The sequence below is a fragment of the Streptomyces sp. NBC_01092 genome (genome assembly GCF_045039535.1).
Classification (GTDB): Bacteria; Actinomycetota; Actinomycetes; order Streptomycetales; family Streptomycetaceae; genus Streptomyces.
The window spans coordinates 6,459,470-6,476,149 of record NZ_CP108659.1 but is presented as its reverse complement, the minus strand read 5'-3'; the positions used below and the strand labels follow the sequence as shown (position 1 = coordinate 6,476,149).

Below are 16,680 nucleotides of genomic sequence, written 5' to 3'. Positions count from 1 at the left end.
GCTCCGGCCCGAGCCACCCCCTCCACACACAACCGGCGCCCGACACGACAGACCTACAACGGCACGATGTCCGGCGCCCCCAACCGCGCCGCGTCCGCCGTCAGGTCGTCCGGCTGGCGCTGCGACTCCCGTTCGGCCTCCACCCGCTTCTGATAGTGCTCGATCTCGCGGTCGATGTGGTCCTTGTCCCAGCCCAGCACCGGCGCCATCAGCTCGGCCGCCTCACGCGCGCACCGCGTGCCCCGGTCGAACGTCTCGATGGAGATGCGGGTGCGCCGCGTCAGCGCGTCGTCCAGATGGCGTGCCGCCTCGTGCGAGGCGGCGTACACGATCTCGGCGCGCAGATAGTCGTCGGCGGACTGCAGGGGCTCGCCCAGTGTGGAGTCCGCGGCGATGAGTTCGAGGACCTCCTCCGCGAGCGACCCGTACCGGTTCAGCAGGTGCTCCACGCGGACCACGTGAATCCCCGTGCGCGCCGCGATCCGCGCCCGCGCGTTCCACAGCGCCCGGTACCCCTCCGCGCCCAGCAGGGGAATGTCCTCCGTGACGCACTCGGCGACCCGCATGTCGAGCCCGTGCACCGCCGCGTCCACCGCGTCCTTGGCCATCACCCGGTACGTCGTGTACTTGCCGCCGGCCACCACCACGAGCCCGGGCACGGGGTGCGCCACGGTGTGCTCGCGCGACAGCTTGCTGGTGGCGTCCGACTCGCCGGCGAGCAGGGGCCGCAGCCCCGCGTACACACCCTCCACGTCGTCCCTGGTCAGCGGCACCGCGAGTACCGAGTTCACGTGTTCCAGCAGGTAGTCGATGTCCGCGCTGGACGCGGCCGGGTGGGCCTTGTCGAGGTCCCAGTCGGTGTCGGTGGTGCCGACGATCCAGTGCCGGCCCCAGGGGATGACGAACAGCACGGACTTCTCGGTGCGCAGGATCAGCCCCGTCGAGGAGTGGATGCGATCCTTGGGCACGACCAGGTGGATGCCCTTGGAGGCACGGACGTGGAACTGTCCGCGCTCGCCCACCATCGACTGGGTGTCGTCGGTCCAGACGCCGGTCGCGTTGACGACCTGCTTGGCGCGGACCTCGTACTCCCCGCCGCCCTCGACGTCCTGCACCCGGGCCCCGACGACGCGCTCGCCCTCGCGCAGGAACGAGGTCACCCGCGCGCGGTTGGCGACCTTGGCACCGTAGGCCGCCGCCGTGCGCACGAGGGTGGCGACATAGCGGGCGTCGTCCATCTGGGCGTCGTAGTACTGCAGGGCGCCGACCAGTGAGTCCTTCCGCAGCGCGGGGGCGACACGCAGGGCGTGACGGCGGCTCAGGTGGCGGTGCAGGGGCAGGCCGCGCCCATGGCCCCGGGCCATCGACATGGCGTCGTAGAGCGCGACGCCCGAACCGGCGTACAGGCGCTCCCAGCCCTTGTGCTGGAGCGGATACAGGAACGGCACCGGCTTCACCAGATGCGGTGCGAGCCGCTCCAGCAGCAGCCCGCGCTCCTTGAGGGCTTCCCTTACGAGCACGAAGTCGAGCATCTCCAGATAGCGCAGTCCGCCATGGATCAGTTTGCTGGACCTGCTGGAGGTGCCCGACGCCCAGTCGCGGGCCTCGACCAGTCCGGTGGACAGTCCGCGGGTCACCGCGTCGAGCGCTGTGCCCGCGCCCACGACGCCACCGCCCACGACCAGTAGGTCCAGCTCGCGCTCGGCCATTGCCGCCAGTGACTCGGCGCGCTCGGCCGGCCCCAGTGTCGCTGTCCTCACCGCTGCCTCCCGCTCATCGGTCGCGTAGGCCGCACCCGTCGGGCGAAGCCCGCTTCGTACCCCCTATGCCCAAAATTCTGACCGGGTTGGCCGACTTCAGCCACCACTCGCCCCCAGCCTGTGGACAACACTCACGGAAACGCGATCATTCAATGCCGCAAATCGGTCATATTTACTCCTAGTCTGACATTGCGCTCCCTCGTCCTGTCCACAGGGGTTGCGCACCTGCCCCGCTTCGGTTACTGGGAAGGACGGCCCACGCCATGCCCGCAGATCTCGCCGTCATCGGACTAGGCCCGTACGGCCTGCCCCTGGCCAAGGCCGCCGTCGCCGCCGGCATCGCCACGCTCGGTTACCGGACCGGGCCCGAGTCCGGCTCCCTCAGTCCCGCCGAGCTGCGCCGGATGCTCTCGGGCGGCTTCAGGCACGCCACCAACCCCGCCGAGCTCGGCCGCGTACGCACCGCCGTCATCTGTCCGCCCACCCCACGCGGCGCGGACGGCGGGCTCGACCTCAGCCAGCTGGAGGCGGCCGCCCGCACCCTGGCCGCAGAGCTGCGCCAGCACACCACCGTCATCCTGGAGTCGCCCGTCCCCCCGGGCACCACTGAGAACGTCCTGCGGCCCCTCCTCGAAGAGGGCTCCGGAATGCGCGCCGGCCGCGACTTCCACCTGGCCTACTCCCCGAGCCGCGTCGACCCCGGCAACCGCCACTTCACGCCCGCCAACACCCCCAAGGTGATCGGCGGCCTCACCCCCGCGTGCACCGAGTCGGCGGCCGCCTTCTACGGCCGTCTCACCGACAAGGTGGTACGCGCGCGTGGACTGCGCGAGGCGGAGACCGTGCAGGTCCTTGAGACCAACTTCCGGCACGTCAACATCGCCCTCGTCAACGAAATGGCCGTCCTCTGCCACGACTTGGGCGTCGACCTGTGGGACGTCATCCGCTGCGCGGAGACCAAGCCGTTCGGCTTCCAGGCCTTCCGCCCCGGCCCCGGCGTCGGCGGCCACGCCGTCCCCCAGGACCTTTCCGGCCCCGCGGGCCGCACCCTGCGCATGGTCGAGCTGGCCCAGCAGGTCAACGGCCAGATGCCCCGATACGTCATCCAGCGCGCCGCCACCCTCCTCAACGAGCACGGCAAGTCCGCGCGCGGCGCCCGCATCCTCCTGCTCGGCGTCACCTACAAGCCCGACCTCGCCGACCAGCAGTCCACCCCCGCCCAGGAGGTCGCGATCCGCCTGCTGGAGCTGGGCGCCTGCATCAGCTTCCACGACCCCTTCGTCGCTTCCTGGAACGTCCTGGACCGCCCGGTACCGCGCGCGGACGCCCTGTACGAGGCGGTCGCGGAGGCCGACCTGACGATCCTGCTTCAGCAGCATCGGACGTATGACCTTCAGGGGCTGTCGGTGAAGGCGCAGCTGTTGCTGGACACACGGGGGGCGGCGCCTACGGGGGCGGCGCATCGGTTGTGAAGGGGGGCGCGTGGGGGTGGTTGCGCTTCTGAGGCTGGTGGCGCGCGATTCCCTGGCGTCGGTAGCGTACGAGTTCGGAGCTCGTCGGCCCGGCGGCGGGCTCCGAGCTGGTAACGGGTGTCCGCCCCTGGCTCTCATTGGGGCGGCCGCTCATCGCTCTGCCGTCAGACGGGCGATCCGGTACCGTACAAAAGAGATGGAGCCTGCCGCAGCGGGTACTGCGACAGGCTCCTGGGAAGTTACGGGTGTCCGCCCCTAGCTCACCTGGGGGCGGCCGCTCACTTCCCGAAATACCACAAGATGCACCTCCTCCGGAACTTCACCAGCCGAAGCCAAGTGCGATCCCAGCGGGTGGGCTTGCGGTGACGGCCCATGGGCGCGCCCCCTTCCACGATGCCGCCCATAGACCCGGTAGGCGGTCCGTCTGGAGCTCGGGCCGGGCCCCGAGGGCCGGGGTCCGGAACATCTCCTTGGAAGGGGGCGCCCCAGAGAGCTTGGGTCGCCAGACACGGACACTACCGACCCCCTTCGCCCGTTCAGCCCACATTCGCCCCAAACGCAACCACGCGCCCCCTCCGGCACAACGCGCCCCCGCCCAAGCCCACTTGGGCACGCAAAAGGGCCGGTCACCCCACCCGGAGTGACCGGCCCTTCCCTGACGCCAATGGAATGGCTACCGCATGTGCTGCGAGTCCGCGACCGTCACCTCGACGCGCTGGAACTCCTTCAGCTCGCTGTACCCGGTCGTCGCCATCGCCCGCCGCAGCGCACCGAAGAAGTTCATCGAGCCGTCGGGAGTGTGCGACGGACCCGTCAGCACCTCCTCGATCGTGCCGACGGTGCCCAGGTCGACCTTCTTGCCGCGCGGCAGATCCTCGTTGACCGCCTCCATGCCCCAGTGGTTCCCCTTGCCGGGCGCGTCCGTGGCGCGGGCGAGCGGGGAGCCCATCATCACGGCGTCCGCGCCGCAGGCGACCGCCTTGGGCAGGTCGCCGGACCAGCCGACGCCGCCGTCCGCGATCACGTGCACGTACCGCCCGCCGGACTCGTCCATGTAGTCCCGGCGGGCCGCCGCCACGTCCGCGACCGCCGTGGCCATGGGGACGCGGATGCCCAGCACGTTGCGCGTGGTGTGCGCCGCGCCGCCGCCGAAGCCGACCAGGACGCCCGCCGCGCCGGTGCGCATCAGGTGCAGGGCCGCGGTGTACGTGGCGCAGCCGCCGACGATCACCGGGACGTCGAGCTCGTAGATGAACTGCTTCAGGTTCAGCGGCTCGTGCGAGGACGAGACGTGCTCCGCCGAGACCGTCGTGCCGCGGATGACGAAGATGTCCACGCCCGCGTCGACGACCGCCTTGGAGAACTGGGCCGTGCGCTGCGGGGAGAGCGCGGCGGCCGTGACCACGCCCGAGTCTCGCACCTCCTTGATGCGCTGCCCGATCAGCTCCTCCTTGATGGGAGCGGCGTAGATCTCCTGGAGGCGGCGCGTGGCGGCCTCGGTGGGCAGCCCGGCGATCTCGTCGAGCAGCGGCTGCGGGTCTTCGTACCGCGTCCACAGGCCCTCGAGGTTCAGCACGCCGAGGCCGCCGAGCTCGCCGATGCGGATCGCGGTGGCCGGGGAGACGACCGAGTCCATGGGGGCGGCCAGGAAGGGCAGCTCGAAGCGGTAGGCGTCGATCTGCCAGGCGATCGAGACCTCCTTCGGGTCCCGCGTACGGCGGCTGGGGACGACGGCGATGTCGTCGAAGGCGTACGCCCTGCGCCCGCGCTTGCCGCGCCCGATCTCGATCTCAGTCACGTCTGTGGCCTTTCCCTGATGCGTTCAGCGTCTTCCAGTATCGCCGACGGGTACGACAAGGGCGGCCCCGGTGGTTCCGGAGCCGCCCTTGTCGATGCCTGGTGACTACTTGTTACGGCTGTAGTTCGGTGCCTCGACCGTCATCTGGATGTCGTGAGGGTGGCTCTCCTTGAGGCCCGCCGAGGTGATCCGCACGAACTGGCCCTTGTCCTGCAGATCGGATACCGTCCGGCCGCCGACGTAGAACATCGACTGGCGCAGACCGCCGACCAGCTGGTGGACGACGGAGGACAGCGGGCCGCGGTAGGGCACCTGGCCCTCGATGCCCTCGGGGACCAGCTGCTCGTCGGAGGCGACGCCCTCTTGGAAGTAGCGGTCCTTGGAGAACGACTTGCGGTCGCCGCGGGTCTGCATGGCGCCGAGCGAGCCCATGCCGCGGTACGACTTGAACTGCTTGCCGTTGATGAACAGCAGCTCGCCCGGGGACTCCTCGCAGCCCGCGAGCAGCGAGCCCAGCATCACGGTGTCGGCGCCCGCGACCAGGGCCTTGGCGATGTCGCCGGAGTACTGCAGGCCACCGTCGCCGATGACCGGGATGCCTGCCGCCTTGGCGGCCAGCGACGCCTCGTAGATGGCGGTGACCTGCGGGACGCCGATGCCGGCGACGACACGGGTCGTACAGATGGAGCCGGGGCCGACGCCGACCTTGATGCCGTCCACCCCGGAGTCGATGAGGGCCTGGGCGCCGTCCCTGGTGGCGATGTTGCCGCCGATGACGTCGACACCCGCCGAGTTCGACTTGATCTTGGCGACCATGTCGCCGACCAGGCGGGAGTGGCCGTGCGCGGTGTCCACGACGATGAAGTCGACGCCTGCCTCGATGAGCGCCTGGGCGCGCTCGAAGGAGTCGCCGGCGACGCCCACCGCGGCGCCGACGAGCAGCCGGCCCGTGGCGTCCTTGGCGGCGTGCGGGTACTTCTCCGCCTTGACGAAGTCCTTGACCGTGATCAGGCCCTTGAGGACGCCCTGGTCGTCGACCAGCGGCAGCTTCTCGATCTTGTGGCGGCGCAGCAGCTCCATGGCGTCGGTCCCGGAGATGCCGACCTTGCCGGTGACCAGCGGCATCGGCGTCATGACCTCGCGCACCCGGCGGGCGCGGTCGCTCTCGAAAGCCATGTCGCGGTTGGTGACGATGCCGAGCAGCTTGCCGGCGGGGTCGGTGACCGGGATGCCGCTGATGCGGAACTTGCCGCACATGGCATCGGCCTCGGCGAGCGTGGCGTCCGGGTGGATGGTGATGGGGTTGGCCACCATGCCGGACTCGGAGCGCTTCACCAGGTCGACCTGGTTGGCCTGGTCCTCGATGGAGAGATTGCGGTGCAGTACGCCGACGCCGCCCTGGCGGGCCATCGCGATCGCCATGCGCGACTCGGTGACCTTGTCCATGGCGGCGGACAGGAGCGGGATGTTGACCCGCACGTTCTTGGAGACGTACGAGGCGGTGTCGATCTCGTCGGGTGCCATGTCGGACGCGCCGGGCAGCAGCAGCACGTCGTCGTAGGTCAGCCCGAGGGTTGCGAATTTGCCGGGCACTCCGTCGACGTTGGCAGTCATGACACCTTCCCCAAATGGCCTTGATCGGTGCGGATGTCCATGCTAACGGGAAGCATGGGCTGCAAATTCCACGGTTACGGCCGACCCCGGGCTTCGTATGTTCGTACGGAATCGGAGAGAAGCCTGTTCATTTGGGGGCGCACTCAAGGGAGCACTGACGGAGCACTACTGCTCGGCCAGCGCGCGCAGCCTGCTCAGCGCCCTGTGCTGGGCCACTCGGACGGCGCCGGGTGACATTCCCAACATCTGACCCGTCTCCTCCGCGGTCAACCCCACCGCGATCCTCAGCAGCAACAGCTCCCGCTGGTTCTCGGGCAGGTTGGCCAGCAGCTTCTTGGCCCATTCGGCGTCGCTGCTGAGCAGCGCGCGCTCCTCCGGGCCGAGGGAGTCGTCCGGGCGCTCGGGCATCTCGTCCGAGGGGACCGCGGTGGAACCCGGGTGCCGCATCGCCGCCCGCTGGAGGTCCGCGACCTTGTGCGCGGCGATGGCGAAGACGAACGCCTCGAAGGGGCGGCCGGTGTCCTTGTAACGCGGCAGCGCGAGGAGGACGGCGACGCAGACCTCCTGGGCGAGGTCCTCGACGAAGTGCCGGGCGTCGCCCGGCAGGCGGGACAGCCTGGTGCGGCAGTAGCGCAGCGCCAGGGGGTGGACATGCGCGAGCAGATCGTGCGTGGCCTGCTCGTCCCCGTCCACGGCGCGATGGACGAGTGCACCGATCGCCCCTGCGGCTTTGGCCGCCTCGTCGTCGCGCATCGGTCCATGGTGCCTTGCGGCCGAAGGGTCCGTTGCATCGCGTCCGATGTTGTGCACCGAAGCGTTATGAGCAGGTGCGCCGGCACTCATCCGCTGCGCCCTCCCCTTCCGCTCGACCGACTCGTCCCCGAGAGACTCCACATCTCAAGGATGCGGCATCCGCGGCGAAACGAGCAGCGGGCACCGAAAGGACCGGTTGACCGACCCCGCAGCCGCGCCCCCGAAGGGGCGCGGAACTGCACCGCCGCGAGGGCGCGACCAGCCACGACGAATCCGCGGCCGCCAGACGACACAACGCGGCACCCACGGTGGGGCGCCTAACGAACCAGGCCCCACCGGAAGCCGAGCGCCACCGCGTGCGCGCGGTCCGAGGCGCCGAGCTTCTTGAACAGCCGCCGGGCATGTGTCTTGACGGTGTCCTCCGAGAGAAACAGCTCACGGCCGATCTCTGCGTTGGAGCGGCCGTGACTCATGCCTTCCAGCACCTGGATCTCACGCGCGGTGAGAGTCGGCGCCGCACCCATCTCGGCGGAGCGCAGTCGACGCGGGGCAAGACGCCAGGTCGGGTCTGCCAGCGCCTGCGTCACCGTGGCACGCAACTCGGCGCGCGAGGCGTCCTTGTGCAGATAGCCGCGCGCCCCGGCGGCGACCGCGAGGGCCACGCCGTCCAGGTCCTCGGCGACGGTGAGCATGATGATGCGCGCTCCGGGGTCGGCGGACAGCAGCCGCCGAACGGTCTCTACGCCGCCCAGACCGGGCATGCGTACGTCCATCAGAATCAGGTCCGAGCGGTCGGCGCCCCAGCGGCGGAGGACTTCCTCGCCGTTGGCCGCCGTCGTCACGCGCTCGACGCCGGGCACGGTCGCGACCGCGCGGCGGAGCGCCTCTCGGGCAAGCGGGGAGTCGTCGCAGACGAGGACGGATGTCATGGCCGCCCTCCGCAGCTGATGCACGTCACCTTGAGCCTCCAGGCTGGTACGAAATCGTCACCTGTGCGGTCGACCGTCTCGGACGCTTGCCCGAGCGCTTGTTCCTTCAACCGCCTCCGCCCTCTCAACGACGGTCACTCGAAAGAGTTACGGGGGCATGTGCCGTCTTCGGCACTCTACGTGAGGGGGCGGACACGGGGCAGACATGCACGACGGACCCTCAATGTTTCATCACAACCCATGCCCCATTCAGCCGTTTTTCTTCCCGTTTCTTGGCGTTTGGGGCTAGATTCGCAATGAGTCATATTTTCATCTCCTTAGATCGTAGATGTACGGTCGTAGACACCGTATCCGCCCAGAACGGCTACAAGGGGTCACGCAATGGCAGATTTCTCCCGCCTTCCCGGACCGAACGCGGACCTGTGGGACTGGCAGCTGCTGGCTGCATGTCGCGGGGTGGACAGCTCGCTCTTCTTTCACCCCGAGGGCGAACGCGGTGCGGCTCGGAGCGCTCGAGAGAACTCGGCCAAAGAGGTCTGCATGAGGTGCCCGGTACGCGCGCAGTGCGCGGCGCACGCGCTGGCGGTGCGCGAGCCGTACGGCGTCTGGGGCGGCTTGACCGAGGACGAGCGCGAAGAGCTCATGGGGCGGGCGCGCAACCGGCTGGTGTCGGCATCGACGACCAGCGGTGAGACCGGCCCGAACACTTGAAGGAACGTTTCTGCAACCAGGGCGCGCGGACTGCGTGCCCTTCCTTCTGTTCGCTTCGCTAGCGGGCGGCGGCCCAGGTCAGCTGCTCCAGCGTCGCGGCCACGGCCGGCACCTGCGCGAGGTCGCTCAGCGTGAGCGCGACGATCTCCCGGCGGACGGCCGGTTCCAGCGTCAGCATGCGCGCACCTCGCGGCCGTACCGACTCCACGGCCAGCTGAGGCAGGACGGCCACTCCGAGGCCGGCGCCCACCAGGCCGACGACCGCCGGGTAGTCGTCGGTGGCGAAGTCGATGCGGGGCGTGAAACCGGCGCTCTCGCACACCTCGATCAACTGCCCTCGGCAGCGCGGGCACCCGGCGATCCAGGGCTCGGCCGCGAGTTCGCCGATGCCGACGGAACCCGAGCGCGCCAGCCGGTGCCGTTCCGGTACGAGGCCGACGAGACGGTCCGTCAGCAGGGGACGTACGACAAGGTCGTCCCACTCCCCTTCCTGGGGCGCGCCCTCGTAGCGGAACGCGAGGGCCACGTCGCAGTCGCCCTCGCGCAGCAACTCGACGGACTTCGGCGGCTCGGCCTCCTCCAGGGAGACGCGGGTGCCGGGGTGCGCGGCGCGCAGGGCGGCGAGGGCGGTGGGGACGAGGGTGGAGCTGCCGCTGGGGAAGGAGACGAGGCGTACGCGCCCGGCGCGCAGACCGGCGATCGCGGCGACCTCCTCCTCGGCCGCGGTGAGGCCCGCGAGGATCCCCGCGGCGTGCCGGACGAGGGCCTCCCCCGCCTGGGTCAGGCGCATCTCGCGTCCGCTGCGGACCAGCAAGGGCGTGCCCACGGACGACTCCAGCGCCTTCATCTGCTGGCTGACGGCGGGCTGGGTGCAGCCCAGTTCACGCCCCGCCGCAGAGAAGGAACCGGTGGCGGCGACGGCGCGCAGCACACGGAGATGACGAGCCTCGATCACGGGTATGAGCATAAGCGAACCTTGGATATGGCGCCGAATAGTGCATGGACGCTTTTACTGCCGGTCAATTAATGTGCCGTTATGAAGCTTCTGTCAGTGAACCTGGGCCACCGGAAGTACGTGTCGTACACGGATCACCCGGAGGGTGTGACCGGGATCGACAAGCAGCCGGTGGAGGGGCCGGTGCGGGTGGCGGCGCCCGGGCCCAAGGGGGTCGCGGGCAGCGGCGTGGCCGGGGACGAGGTGTGCAGCCTGCGCTACCACGGCGGCGACGAGCAGGCCGTGTACGCGGTGGCGCGCGAGGACCTCGACGACTGGGAGCGCGAGCTGGGGCGCCCGCTGGCGAACGGCGGCTTCGGCGAGAACCTCACGACGTCGGGCCTGGACGTGTCCGGCGCGCTGATCGGCGAGCGCTGGCGGATCGGACCCGAGGTGGTGGTGGAGGTGACGTCCGGCCGGATTCCGTGCCGGACCTTCCAGAGCCATGTGGGTGAGAAGCAGTGGGTGAAGCGGTTCACGGCGAAGGGTGCGCCGGGCGCGTATCTGAGGGTGATCGAGCCGGGCGAGATCCGGGCGGGCGACACAGTGGAGATCATTCACCGGCCGGACCATGACGTGACGGTGGCGCTTCAGTTCCGCGCGGTGACCACGGAACGGACGCTGCTGCCGCGACTGCTCGCCGCGGGCGAGGCGCTGCACTCGGAGACGCGGGAGGCGGCGCGTAAGTACGTGGAGCGGCACGGGTCCTGACGAGCCGTCACCGTCGGCGTCGCGACACCGGTCGGCGAACACGCGCAGGGCGAGCGCCGACGGGCTCTCACGGCCGCGGTCTTCGCCCGGGCTTCACCGACCGGGAGGGCCTGTGCAGTAAGCGGATCCACCCGGTCCGGGTCACTAATCTTGGGCCATGACAACGGCATTGATTACGGGATCGACCGCGGGTATCGGCGCCGCGTTCGCACGGCGGCTGGCCGCTGACGGGCACGACCTCGTCCTGGTGGCCCGGGACACCAAGCGGCTGCGGGAGCAGGCGACCGAGCTGCACGACCGGCACGGCATCGAGGCGGAGGTGCTGACCGCCGACCTCGCCGAGGACACCGGCATCGAGGCGGTCGCCGCCCGCCTCGCCGACCGCAGGAACCCCGTCGACCTGCTGATCAACAACGCCGGCTTCGGCAACAAGGGCCGCTACCTCGACGTCTCCATGGCCGACGAGCTGACGATGCTCAAGGTGCACTGCGAGGCCGTACTGCGGCTGACGTCGACGGCCGCGGAGGCGATGCGGGAGCGGGGGCGCGGCGGTGTCGTCAACGTCGCGTCGGTCGCGGCCTTCGTGCCGCGGGGGACGTACGGCGCGTCCAAGGCGTGGGTCGTGCAGTTCACGCAGGGGGCGGCGCGGGATCTGGCCGGGAGCGGGGTGCGGCTGATGGCGCTGTGCCCGGGGTTCGTGCGGACCGAGTTCCATGAGCGGGCCGGAATGGGGACGGACAACATCCCGGGGTGGATGTGGCTGGACGCGGACAAGCTGGTGGCGGCGGCGCTCAACGATCTGGCACGGGGGAAGTCGCTGTCGATTCCGGACCCTCGGTACAAGGCGATGATGGGGGCGGTGAAGCTGCTGCCTCGGGGGATGCTCGGGGCGGTCAGTTCGAGGACGGGGCGGAAGTACGGGCCGCAGTAGGCAGCTGCCGGAAGGCTGCTCCGAGGACCGGCATGGCGGCGGTGTTCCGCGACTCGACAGGCACACCGCTCCTGCGGCGAGGACAATGGTGGTGTTCGGCCGCACCCAGCGCCACCGGGAGGCGACGGCGTTATGACCTTCGTGCAGCTCATCGATTGCAGGACCAGCCGCTTCGACGAGATGAACCGGCTGATGGACAGGTGGGTCGAGCAGACCGAGGGGAAGCGGACGGCGACCCACGACATCATCGGCAAGGACCGGTCCGACTCGGGGCACTTCATCGAGATCGTGGAGTTCGCGTCGTACGAGGATGCGATGCGCAACTCCAACCTTCCCGAGACCGATCGGATCTTCCGGGAGATGGTCGCGCTCTGCGACGAGACGCCGACGTTCACCGATCTGGACGTCATCCGGGACGAGCAGCTGAACGTCCTGGCCGCGCGGGCCTTCTTCGAGAACATGGGGACGATGGCGCCGGAGGCCATCGGCGAGCACCTCACCGACGACTACGTGGATCACGATCCGTCGTATCCGCAGCCCGTGCGGGGTGTCGACGGGATCCGTGAGCAGTACGCGGGCTGGCGGGCCGCGTTCGACTTCACCTTCCGGATCGACGACCAGATGGCGCAGGACGACCAGGTGTGCACGCGGTGGATGTGGACGGCGCGGCACAAGGGTGACTTCCTGGGGATCGCGGCGACCGGGCAGGACGTGACCATGCGGGGCATGACCTGGCAGCGGTTCCGGGACGGCAGGATCTGCGAGAGCCACTGGCTGTACGACCGGGCCGGGCTGCTGGAGCAGCTGGGGGTACTCGGTCGGTGAAGCCCGCGAAGGGGAAGGCCCCGGTCCCGCACGTGAGTGCGGGACCGGGGCCTTTTACGAGCGGTTGAGCGACTGGGCTCAGTGCGCGTGCCCGTGGCCGTGGCCACCGGCAGCCGGCTCTTCCTCTTCCTTCTTCTCGACGACCAGGGTCTCGGTCGTCAGGAGGAGGGAGGCGATGGAGGCGGCGTTCTCCAGGGCGGAGCGGGTGACCTTGACCGGGTCGATGACGCCGGCCTTGACCAGGTCGCCGTACTCGCCGGTCGCGGCGTTGAAGCCCTGGCCCTTGTCGAGCTCGGCGACCTTGGAGGTGATGACGTAACCCTCCAGGCCGGCGTTCTCGGCGATCCAGCGCAGCGGCTCGACGACCGCGCGGCGGACGACGGAGACGCCCGTGGCCTCGTCGCCGGTCTTGCCGAGGCCGCCCTCCAGCACCTTCGCGGCGTGGACGAGCGCGGAGCCACCACCGGAGACGATGCCCTCCTCGACCGCGGCGCGGGTCGCGGAGATGGCGTCCTCCAGACGGTGCTTCTTCTCCTTCAGCTCCACCTCGGTGGCGGCGCCGACCTTGATCACGCACACGCCGCCGGCCAGCTTCGCGAGGCGCTCCTGGAGCTTCTCGCGGTCCCAGTCGGAGTCGGTGTTCTCGATCTCGGCCTTGATCTGGGCGACGCGGCCCGTGACGTCCGCGGAGTCGCCGCCGCCGTCGACGACCGTGGTGTCGTCCTTGGTGACGGTGACGCGGCGGGCGCTGCCCAGCACGTCCAGGTCGGCCTGGTCGAGCTTGAGGCCGACCTCCTCGGAGATGACCGTGGCGCCGGTGAGGACCGCCAGGTCCTGCAGCATCGCCTTGCGGCGGTCACCGAAGCCGGGGGCCTTGACCGCGACCGCGTTGAAGGTGCCGCGGATCTTGTTGACGACCAGGGTCGACAGGGCCTCGCCGTCGACGTCCTCGGCGATGATCAGCAGCGGCTTCGAGGCACCCGACTGGATGACCTTCTCGAGCAGCGGCAGCAGGTCCTGGATGGAGGAGATCTTGCCCTGGTTGATGAGGATGTAGGGGTCCTCCAGGACGGCCTCCATGCGCTCCTGGTCCGTCACGAAGTACGGCGACAGGTAGCCCTTGTCGAAGGCCATGCCCTCGGTGAAGTCCAGCTCCAGACCGAAGGTGTTGGACTCCTCGACGGTGATGACACCGTCCTTGCCGACCTTGTCCATCGCCTCGGCGATGAGCTCGCCGACCTGGCTGTCCTGGGCGGACAGGCCGGCCACGGCGGCGATGTCGGACTTGTCGTCGACCGGACGGGCGGTCGCGAGGAGCTCCTCGGAGATCGCGGCCACGGCCGCGTCGATGCCCTTCTTCAGCAGCGCCGGGGAGGCACCCGCGGCGACGTTCCTCAGGCCCTCGCGGACCAGCGCCTGGGCCAGCACGGTGGCGGTGGTGGTGCCGTCACCAGCGATGTCGTTGGTCTTGGTCGCCACCTCCTTCACCAGCTGGGCGCCGAGGTTCTCGAACGGGTCGTCGATCTCGACCTCACGGGCGATCGTGACACCGTCGTTGGTGATGGTGGGCGCGCCGAACTTCTTGTCGATGACGACGTTGCGGCCCTTGGGGCCGATCGTCACCTTGACCGTGTCGGCCAGCTTGTTGACGCCGCGCTCGAGGGCGCGACGGGCGTCCTCGTCGAACTTCAGGATCTTCGCCATGGGAGCGGTTCAGCCCTCTCGGAAAACGTGGGTGAAACGAACCGCGCCCCTGACGCCCGGCTTCATAAGGTCGCGGGGGCCAGGGGCGCAGCTCAAAGCAAATGCTTCGGGTGAACTACTTCTCGATGATCGCGAGCACGTCGCGAGCCGAGAGGACGAGGTACTCCTCGCCGTTGTACTTCACCTCGGTGCCGCCGTACTTGCTGTACAGCACGATGTCGCCGGTCTTGACGTCGAGCGGGAGACGCTCGCCGTTCTCGAAGCGGCCCGGGCCCACGGCCAGGACGACGCCCTCCTGGGGCTTCTCCTTGGCGGTGTCCGGGATGACCAGGCCAGAGGCGGTGGTCTGCTCGGCGTCGAGCGGCTGGACCACAATGCGGTCCTCAAGCGGCTTGATGGCAACCTTGGAGCTGGTGGTCGTCACGATCCGACCTCCCCCTTCGGAGATCTCACGGGGTTAACTGTCTGAGGTGGCGACCAGGTGGATCCGTCGTCGCGGGTGCCGGACCTGCCCGTCGCGTTGTTGGCACTCTCCAGTGGGGAGTGCCAGACCTGAGACTATGACCGCGATTAGCACTCGGTCAAGCGGAGTGCCAATCACGTCGGGGGGACCCGGGCTGGATGGCCTACAGGTAGTCCTCCAGGCGGCCCACCGTCAGCCCCCGCTGCTGGACCTCCCGCAGCAGCCTCGTCGTGCGCTCCCGCAGGGACAGGCCGGCCGGCTCCCCCGAGGGGACGGACACGATGTCGCCGGCCCGCAGCCGCTGGGGGCCGTGCGCGTACGTCAGTTCGCCGTCCCCCTCCAGCGCCGCACGCCACAGCACGACCGCCGTCACGCCGCAGTCGGCCGCCGCGCGCAGTGTGGTGGTGTCGTAGGTGCCGTAGGGCGGGCGGAAGAGGCGGGGGCGGATGCCGAAGCGGGCGCGGAGCTTGTTCTGCTGGCCGCAGATCTCGGCGCGCTGGCCGGCGTACGGCAGACCGCGCAGGGCGGCGTGGTCGAGGGTGTGGTTCTGGATCGACGCGCCGACCGAGCGCAGCCGGGCGAAGTGGCCGTAGCCCGGGCCGACCACGCTGTCGGTGAGGAACATGCTGACGGGCAGCCGCAGTTCGCGGACCATGTCGACGAAGCGGGGGTCCTTCTCGGCGCCGTCGTCGTAGGTGAGGAAGACGACCTTGTCGCGGGTGAGGACGCGGTGCACGACGGGCAGCGCGTCGCCGGCCGGGTGCGGCAGCCGCCGGGCGGGCGGGGGCGGCGGCTCGGGCAGCGGGGCGCTCAGGCCCCAGCGGCGGTACGGCCGGTCCGTGTGCGCCGGGTTCTTCGCCGACCGTGCCGCCCGCTCGCCGGGTTCTCCGCGCGGGTCGGCAGGACCGGCCGACCCGGCGCAGCCGGCGAGCAGGGCGGACGTCAGGACCAGGGCGGCGAGCGCCCCGGGGGCCGACCTCACAGGTAGTCCTCCAGCCGGGCCACCGCGTACCCCTCGGCCGTCACCTTGTTCAGGAACCGGCGGATCATGTCGGGCATTGTGCCCTTCCAGTCCTCCCGGCCCCGGAAGTGACTGAGCACGATGTCACCCGGACGGATCTTCCGGTCCCACTCGCGGTACTCCCAGTGGTCGACGAACACCTCCTCGTTCCACAGGGGGACGTACCGGACGCCGCAGGACTTCGCCGCGCGCAGCGTGTTGCGGTTGTAGTTGCCGAAGGGCGGGCGGAAGAGCAGCGGGCGCTTGCCGTAGCGCTCCTCGATGACGTCCTGCATGCTGCAGATCTCGTGCTGCTGACGGCGATAGGAGAGGGCCGGCAGGTAGAGGTGGTGGAGGGTGTGGTTGTTCAGGACCACGCCCCTGCGCTGCATCTTCCTGAAGTAGCCGTAGTCGTCCTCGATCACGTAGTTGCTGAGGAAGGCGGTGTACGGCACCTTCAGATCGCTCATCATCCGCAGGAACACCGGGTCCTTCTCGGCGCCGTCGTCGATGGTGAGGAAGACGACCCGCTCCTTGGTCGGGACGGTCGTGAAGACCGGCGGGAGGCCGAGCTCCTCGTGCCCGTCGACCTCGAAGCCGTCACGGGTGGTGATCCCCGGCTTCTTGGCCGGGGGCGGCGGGGGCGTGAGCGGGACTCGTTCCAGGCGCCAGCGTCTGGCGGCGGCGACACGGGCGGCGTGCGCGGACTGGGCGGACTGGAACTTCTTGGCGTGCGGGGTCGATGTCGCGGCCGGGGGCGGCGCCTTGTGCGGCTGCCCCTGGCCGGCGGTGGCGTCCGGGGCCTCGATCCCGCTGCCACGTCCACCGCCCACGCCGCCGCCCTGCGCGCAGCCGGACGCGATGGCGGCGACGGCGAGCACGGCGACGACTCCCCGGACCCGTGCACGCCGGGCCGCCTCCCTGGTCCCACGACGACGACCTGCGGGGATCCCTTTTCGGAGCCTTTTGTCATTTTGTACTACTAGTCGCATGGAGCCGGATCCTGGCAGGCGCC

The 16,680-nt window shown here is 69.9% G+C and carries 15 protein-coding genes; 5 read left to right on the top strand and 10 right to left on the bottom strand.

Annotated elements, in window-relative coordinates; translation table 11 throughout:
- Window positions 1-53: 53 nt before the first annotated feature.
- Window positions 54-1,760 (bottom strand): glycerol-3-phosphate dehydrogenase/oxidase, encoded by a 1,707-nt coding sequence (locus tag OG254_RS29690; RefSeq protein WP_405587559.1) that lies wholly within the window; start codon window positions 1,758-1,760, stop codon window positions 54-56.
- A gap of 263 nt (window positions 1,761-2,023) precedes the next feature.
- Here OG254_RS29690 and OG254_RS29685 point away from each other — a divergent pair, with 263 nt between their 5' ends.
- Complete coding sequence (locus OG254_RS29685; protein ID WP_351196173.1) at window positions 2,024-3,232, top strand: nucleotide sugar dehydrogenase; 1,209 nt, start codon at window positions 2,024-2,026, stop codon at window positions 3,230-3,232.
- A gap of 673 nt (window positions 3,233-3,905) precedes the next feature.
- On the opposite strand, the gene OG254_RS29680 is transcribed toward OG254_RS29685, so the two are convergent.
- The 4 genes from OG254_RS29680 to OG254_RS29665 all read right to left on the bottom strand — a co-directional run bounded on the left by OG254_RS29680 (window position 3,906) and on the right by OG254_RS29665 (window position 8,326).
- Entirely contained in the window at window positions 3,906-5,030 is a 1,125-nt protein-coding gene (locus tag OG254_RS29680) for a GuaB3 family IMP dehydrogenase-related protein (protein ID WP_351196175.1), read from the bottom strand.
- Between the two features lie 105 nt (window positions 5,031-5,135).
- A complete protein-coding gene (gene guaB, locus OG254_RS29675; RefSeq protein WP_405587554.1) occupies window positions 5,136-6,644 on the bottom strand; it encodes an IMP dehydrogenase in 1,509 nt (502 codons plus the stop codon).
- 165 nt (window positions 6,645-6,809) lie between these two features.
- On the bottom strand, window positions 6,810-7,397 hold the full coding sequence (locus OG254_RS29670; RefSeq protein WP_030946246.1) for a sigma-70 family RNA polymerase sigma factor: 588 nt from the start codon (window positions 7,395-7,397) through the stop codon (window positions 6,810-6,812).
- A 317-nt stretch (window positions 7,398-7,714) separates the two neighbouring features.
- Window positions 7,715-8,326, bottom strand: a complete 612-nt coding sequence (locus OG254_RS29665) for a response regulator transcription factor (RefSeq protein ID WP_003948568.1) — start codon at window positions 8,324-8,326, stop codon at window positions 7,715-7,717.
- A gap of 381 nt (window positions 8,327-8,707) precedes the next feature.
- Between OG254_RS29665 and OG254_RS29660 the strand changes: the two genes are divergently transcribed.
- On the top strand, window positions 8,708-9,037 hold the full coding sequence (locus tag OG254_RS29660; protein WP_147995208.1) for a WhiB family transcriptional regulator: 330 nt from the start codon (window positions 8,708-8,710) through the stop codon (window positions 9,035-9,037).
- 58 nt (window positions 9,038-9,095) lie between these two features.
- Here the strand turns inward: OG254_RS29660 and OG254_RS29655 are convergent, their stop codons facing one another.
- Window positions 9,096-9,992: a LysR family transcriptional regulator gene (locus OG254_RS29655; protein ID WP_147995207.1), complete on the bottom strand. Its 897-nt coding sequence runs from the start codon at window positions 9,990-9,992 to the stop codon at window positions 9,096-9,098.
- Between the two features lie 81 nt (window positions 9,993-10,073).
- Between OG254_RS29655 and OG254_RS29650 the strand changes: the two genes are divergently transcribed.
- The 3 genes from OG254_RS29650 to OG254_RS29640 all read left to right on the top strand — a co-directional run bounded on the left by OG254_RS29650 (window position 10,074) and on the right by OG254_RS29640 (window position 12,498).
- The gene (locus OG254_RS29650; protein WP_405587549.1) at window positions 10,074-10,742 is read left to right on the top strand and encodes an MOSC domain-containing protein; all 669 of its coding nucleotides are present in this window, start codon (window positions 10,074-10,076) and stop codon (window positions 10,740-10,742) included.
- A gap of 157 nt (window positions 10,743-10,899) precedes the next feature.
- Window positions 10,900-11,673 (top strand): SDR family NAD(P)-dependent oxidoreductase, encoded by a 774-nt coding sequence (locus tag OG254_RS29645; RefSeq protein WP_405587546.1) that lies wholly within the window; start codon window positions 10,900-10,902, stop codon window positions 11,671-11,673.
- 132 nt (window positions 11,674-11,805) lie between these two features.
- Window positions 11,806-12,498, top strand: coding sequence for an ester cyclase (locus OG254_RS29640; RefSeq protein WP_351196184.1), 693 nt, complete (start codon window positions 11,806-11,808; stop codon window positions 12,496-12,498).
- 78 nt (window positions 12,499-12,576) lie between these two features.
- Here the strand turns inward: OG254_RS29640 and groL are convergent, their stop codons facing one another.
- From groL to OG254_RS29620, 4 genes are all read right to left on the bottom strand, one after another.
- Window positions 12,577-14,202 (bottom strand): chaperonin GroEL, encoded by a 1,626-nt coding sequence (gene groL, locus OG254_RS29635; protein WP_405587543.1) that lies wholly within the window; start codon window positions 14,200-14,202, stop codon window positions 12,577-12,579.
- A gap of 115 nt (window positions 14,203-14,317) precedes the next feature.
- Window positions 14,318-14,626, bottom strand: coding sequence for a co-chaperone GroES (groES, locus tag OG254_RS29630; protein WP_003998759.1), 309 nt, complete (start codon window positions 14,624-14,626; stop codon window positions 14,318-14,320).
- A 202-nt stretch (window positions 14,627-14,828) separates the two neighbouring features.
- The gene (locus tag OG254_RS29625; RefSeq protein ID WP_405587540.1) at window positions 14,829-15,647 is read right to left on the bottom strand and encodes a polysaccharide deacetylase family protein; all 819 of its coding nucleotides are present in this window, start codon (window positions 15,645-15,647) and stop codon (window positions 14,829-14,831) included.
- Window positions 15,644-16,546 (bottom strand): polysaccharide deacetylase family protein, encoded by a 903-nt coding sequence (locus OG254_RS29620; protein WP_405587537.1) that lies wholly within the window; start codon window positions 16,544-16,546, stop codon window positions 15,644-15,646. Before OG254_RS29620 ends, OG254_RS29625 begins: the two co-directional genes overlap by 4 nt.
- Between the last annotated feature and the right edge of the window lie 134 nt (window positions 16,547-16,680).

What these genes read in the sequence shown, in the direction of transcription:
- OG254_RS29685 (WP_351196173.1), top strand. Translation starts at nt 2,024, where the DNA reads ATGCCCGCAGATCTCGCCGTCATCGGACTAGGCCCGTACGGCCTGCCC.
- guaB (WP_405587554.1), bottom strand. Translation starts at nt 6,644, where the DNA reads ATGACTGCCAACGTCGACGGAGTGCCCGGCAAATTCGCAACCCTCGGG.
- OG254_RS29670 (WP_030946246.1), bottom strand. Translation starts at nt 7,397, where the DNA reads ATGCGCGACGACGAGGCGGCCAAAGCCGCAGGGGCGATCGGTGCACTC.
- OG254_RS29665 (WP_003948568.1), bottom strand. Translation starts at nt 8,326, where the DNA reads ATGACATCCGTCCTCGTCTGCGACGACTCCCCGCTTGCCCGAGAGGCG.
- OG254_RS29660 (WP_147995208.1), top strand. Translation starts at nt 8,708, where the DNA reads ATGGCAGATTTCTCCCGCCTTCCCGGACCGAACGCGGACCTGTGGGAC.
- OG254_RS29650 (WP_405587549.1), top strand. Translation starts at nt 10,074, where the DNA reads ATGAAGCTTCTGTCAGTGAACCTGGGCCACCGGAAGTACGTGTCGTAC.
- OG254_RS29645 (WP_405587546.1), top strand. Translation starts at nt 10,900, where the DNA reads ATGACAACGGCATTGATTACGGGATCGACCGCGGGTATCGGCGCCGCG.
- OG254_RS29640 (WP_351196184.1), top strand. Translation starts at nt 11,806, where the DNA reads ATGACCTTCGTGCAGCTCATCGATTGCAGGACCAGCCGCTTCGACGAG.
- groL (WP_405587543.1), bottom strand. Translation starts at nt 14,202, where the DNA reads ATGGCGAAGATCCTGAAGTTCGACGAGGACGCCCGTCGCGCCCTCGAG.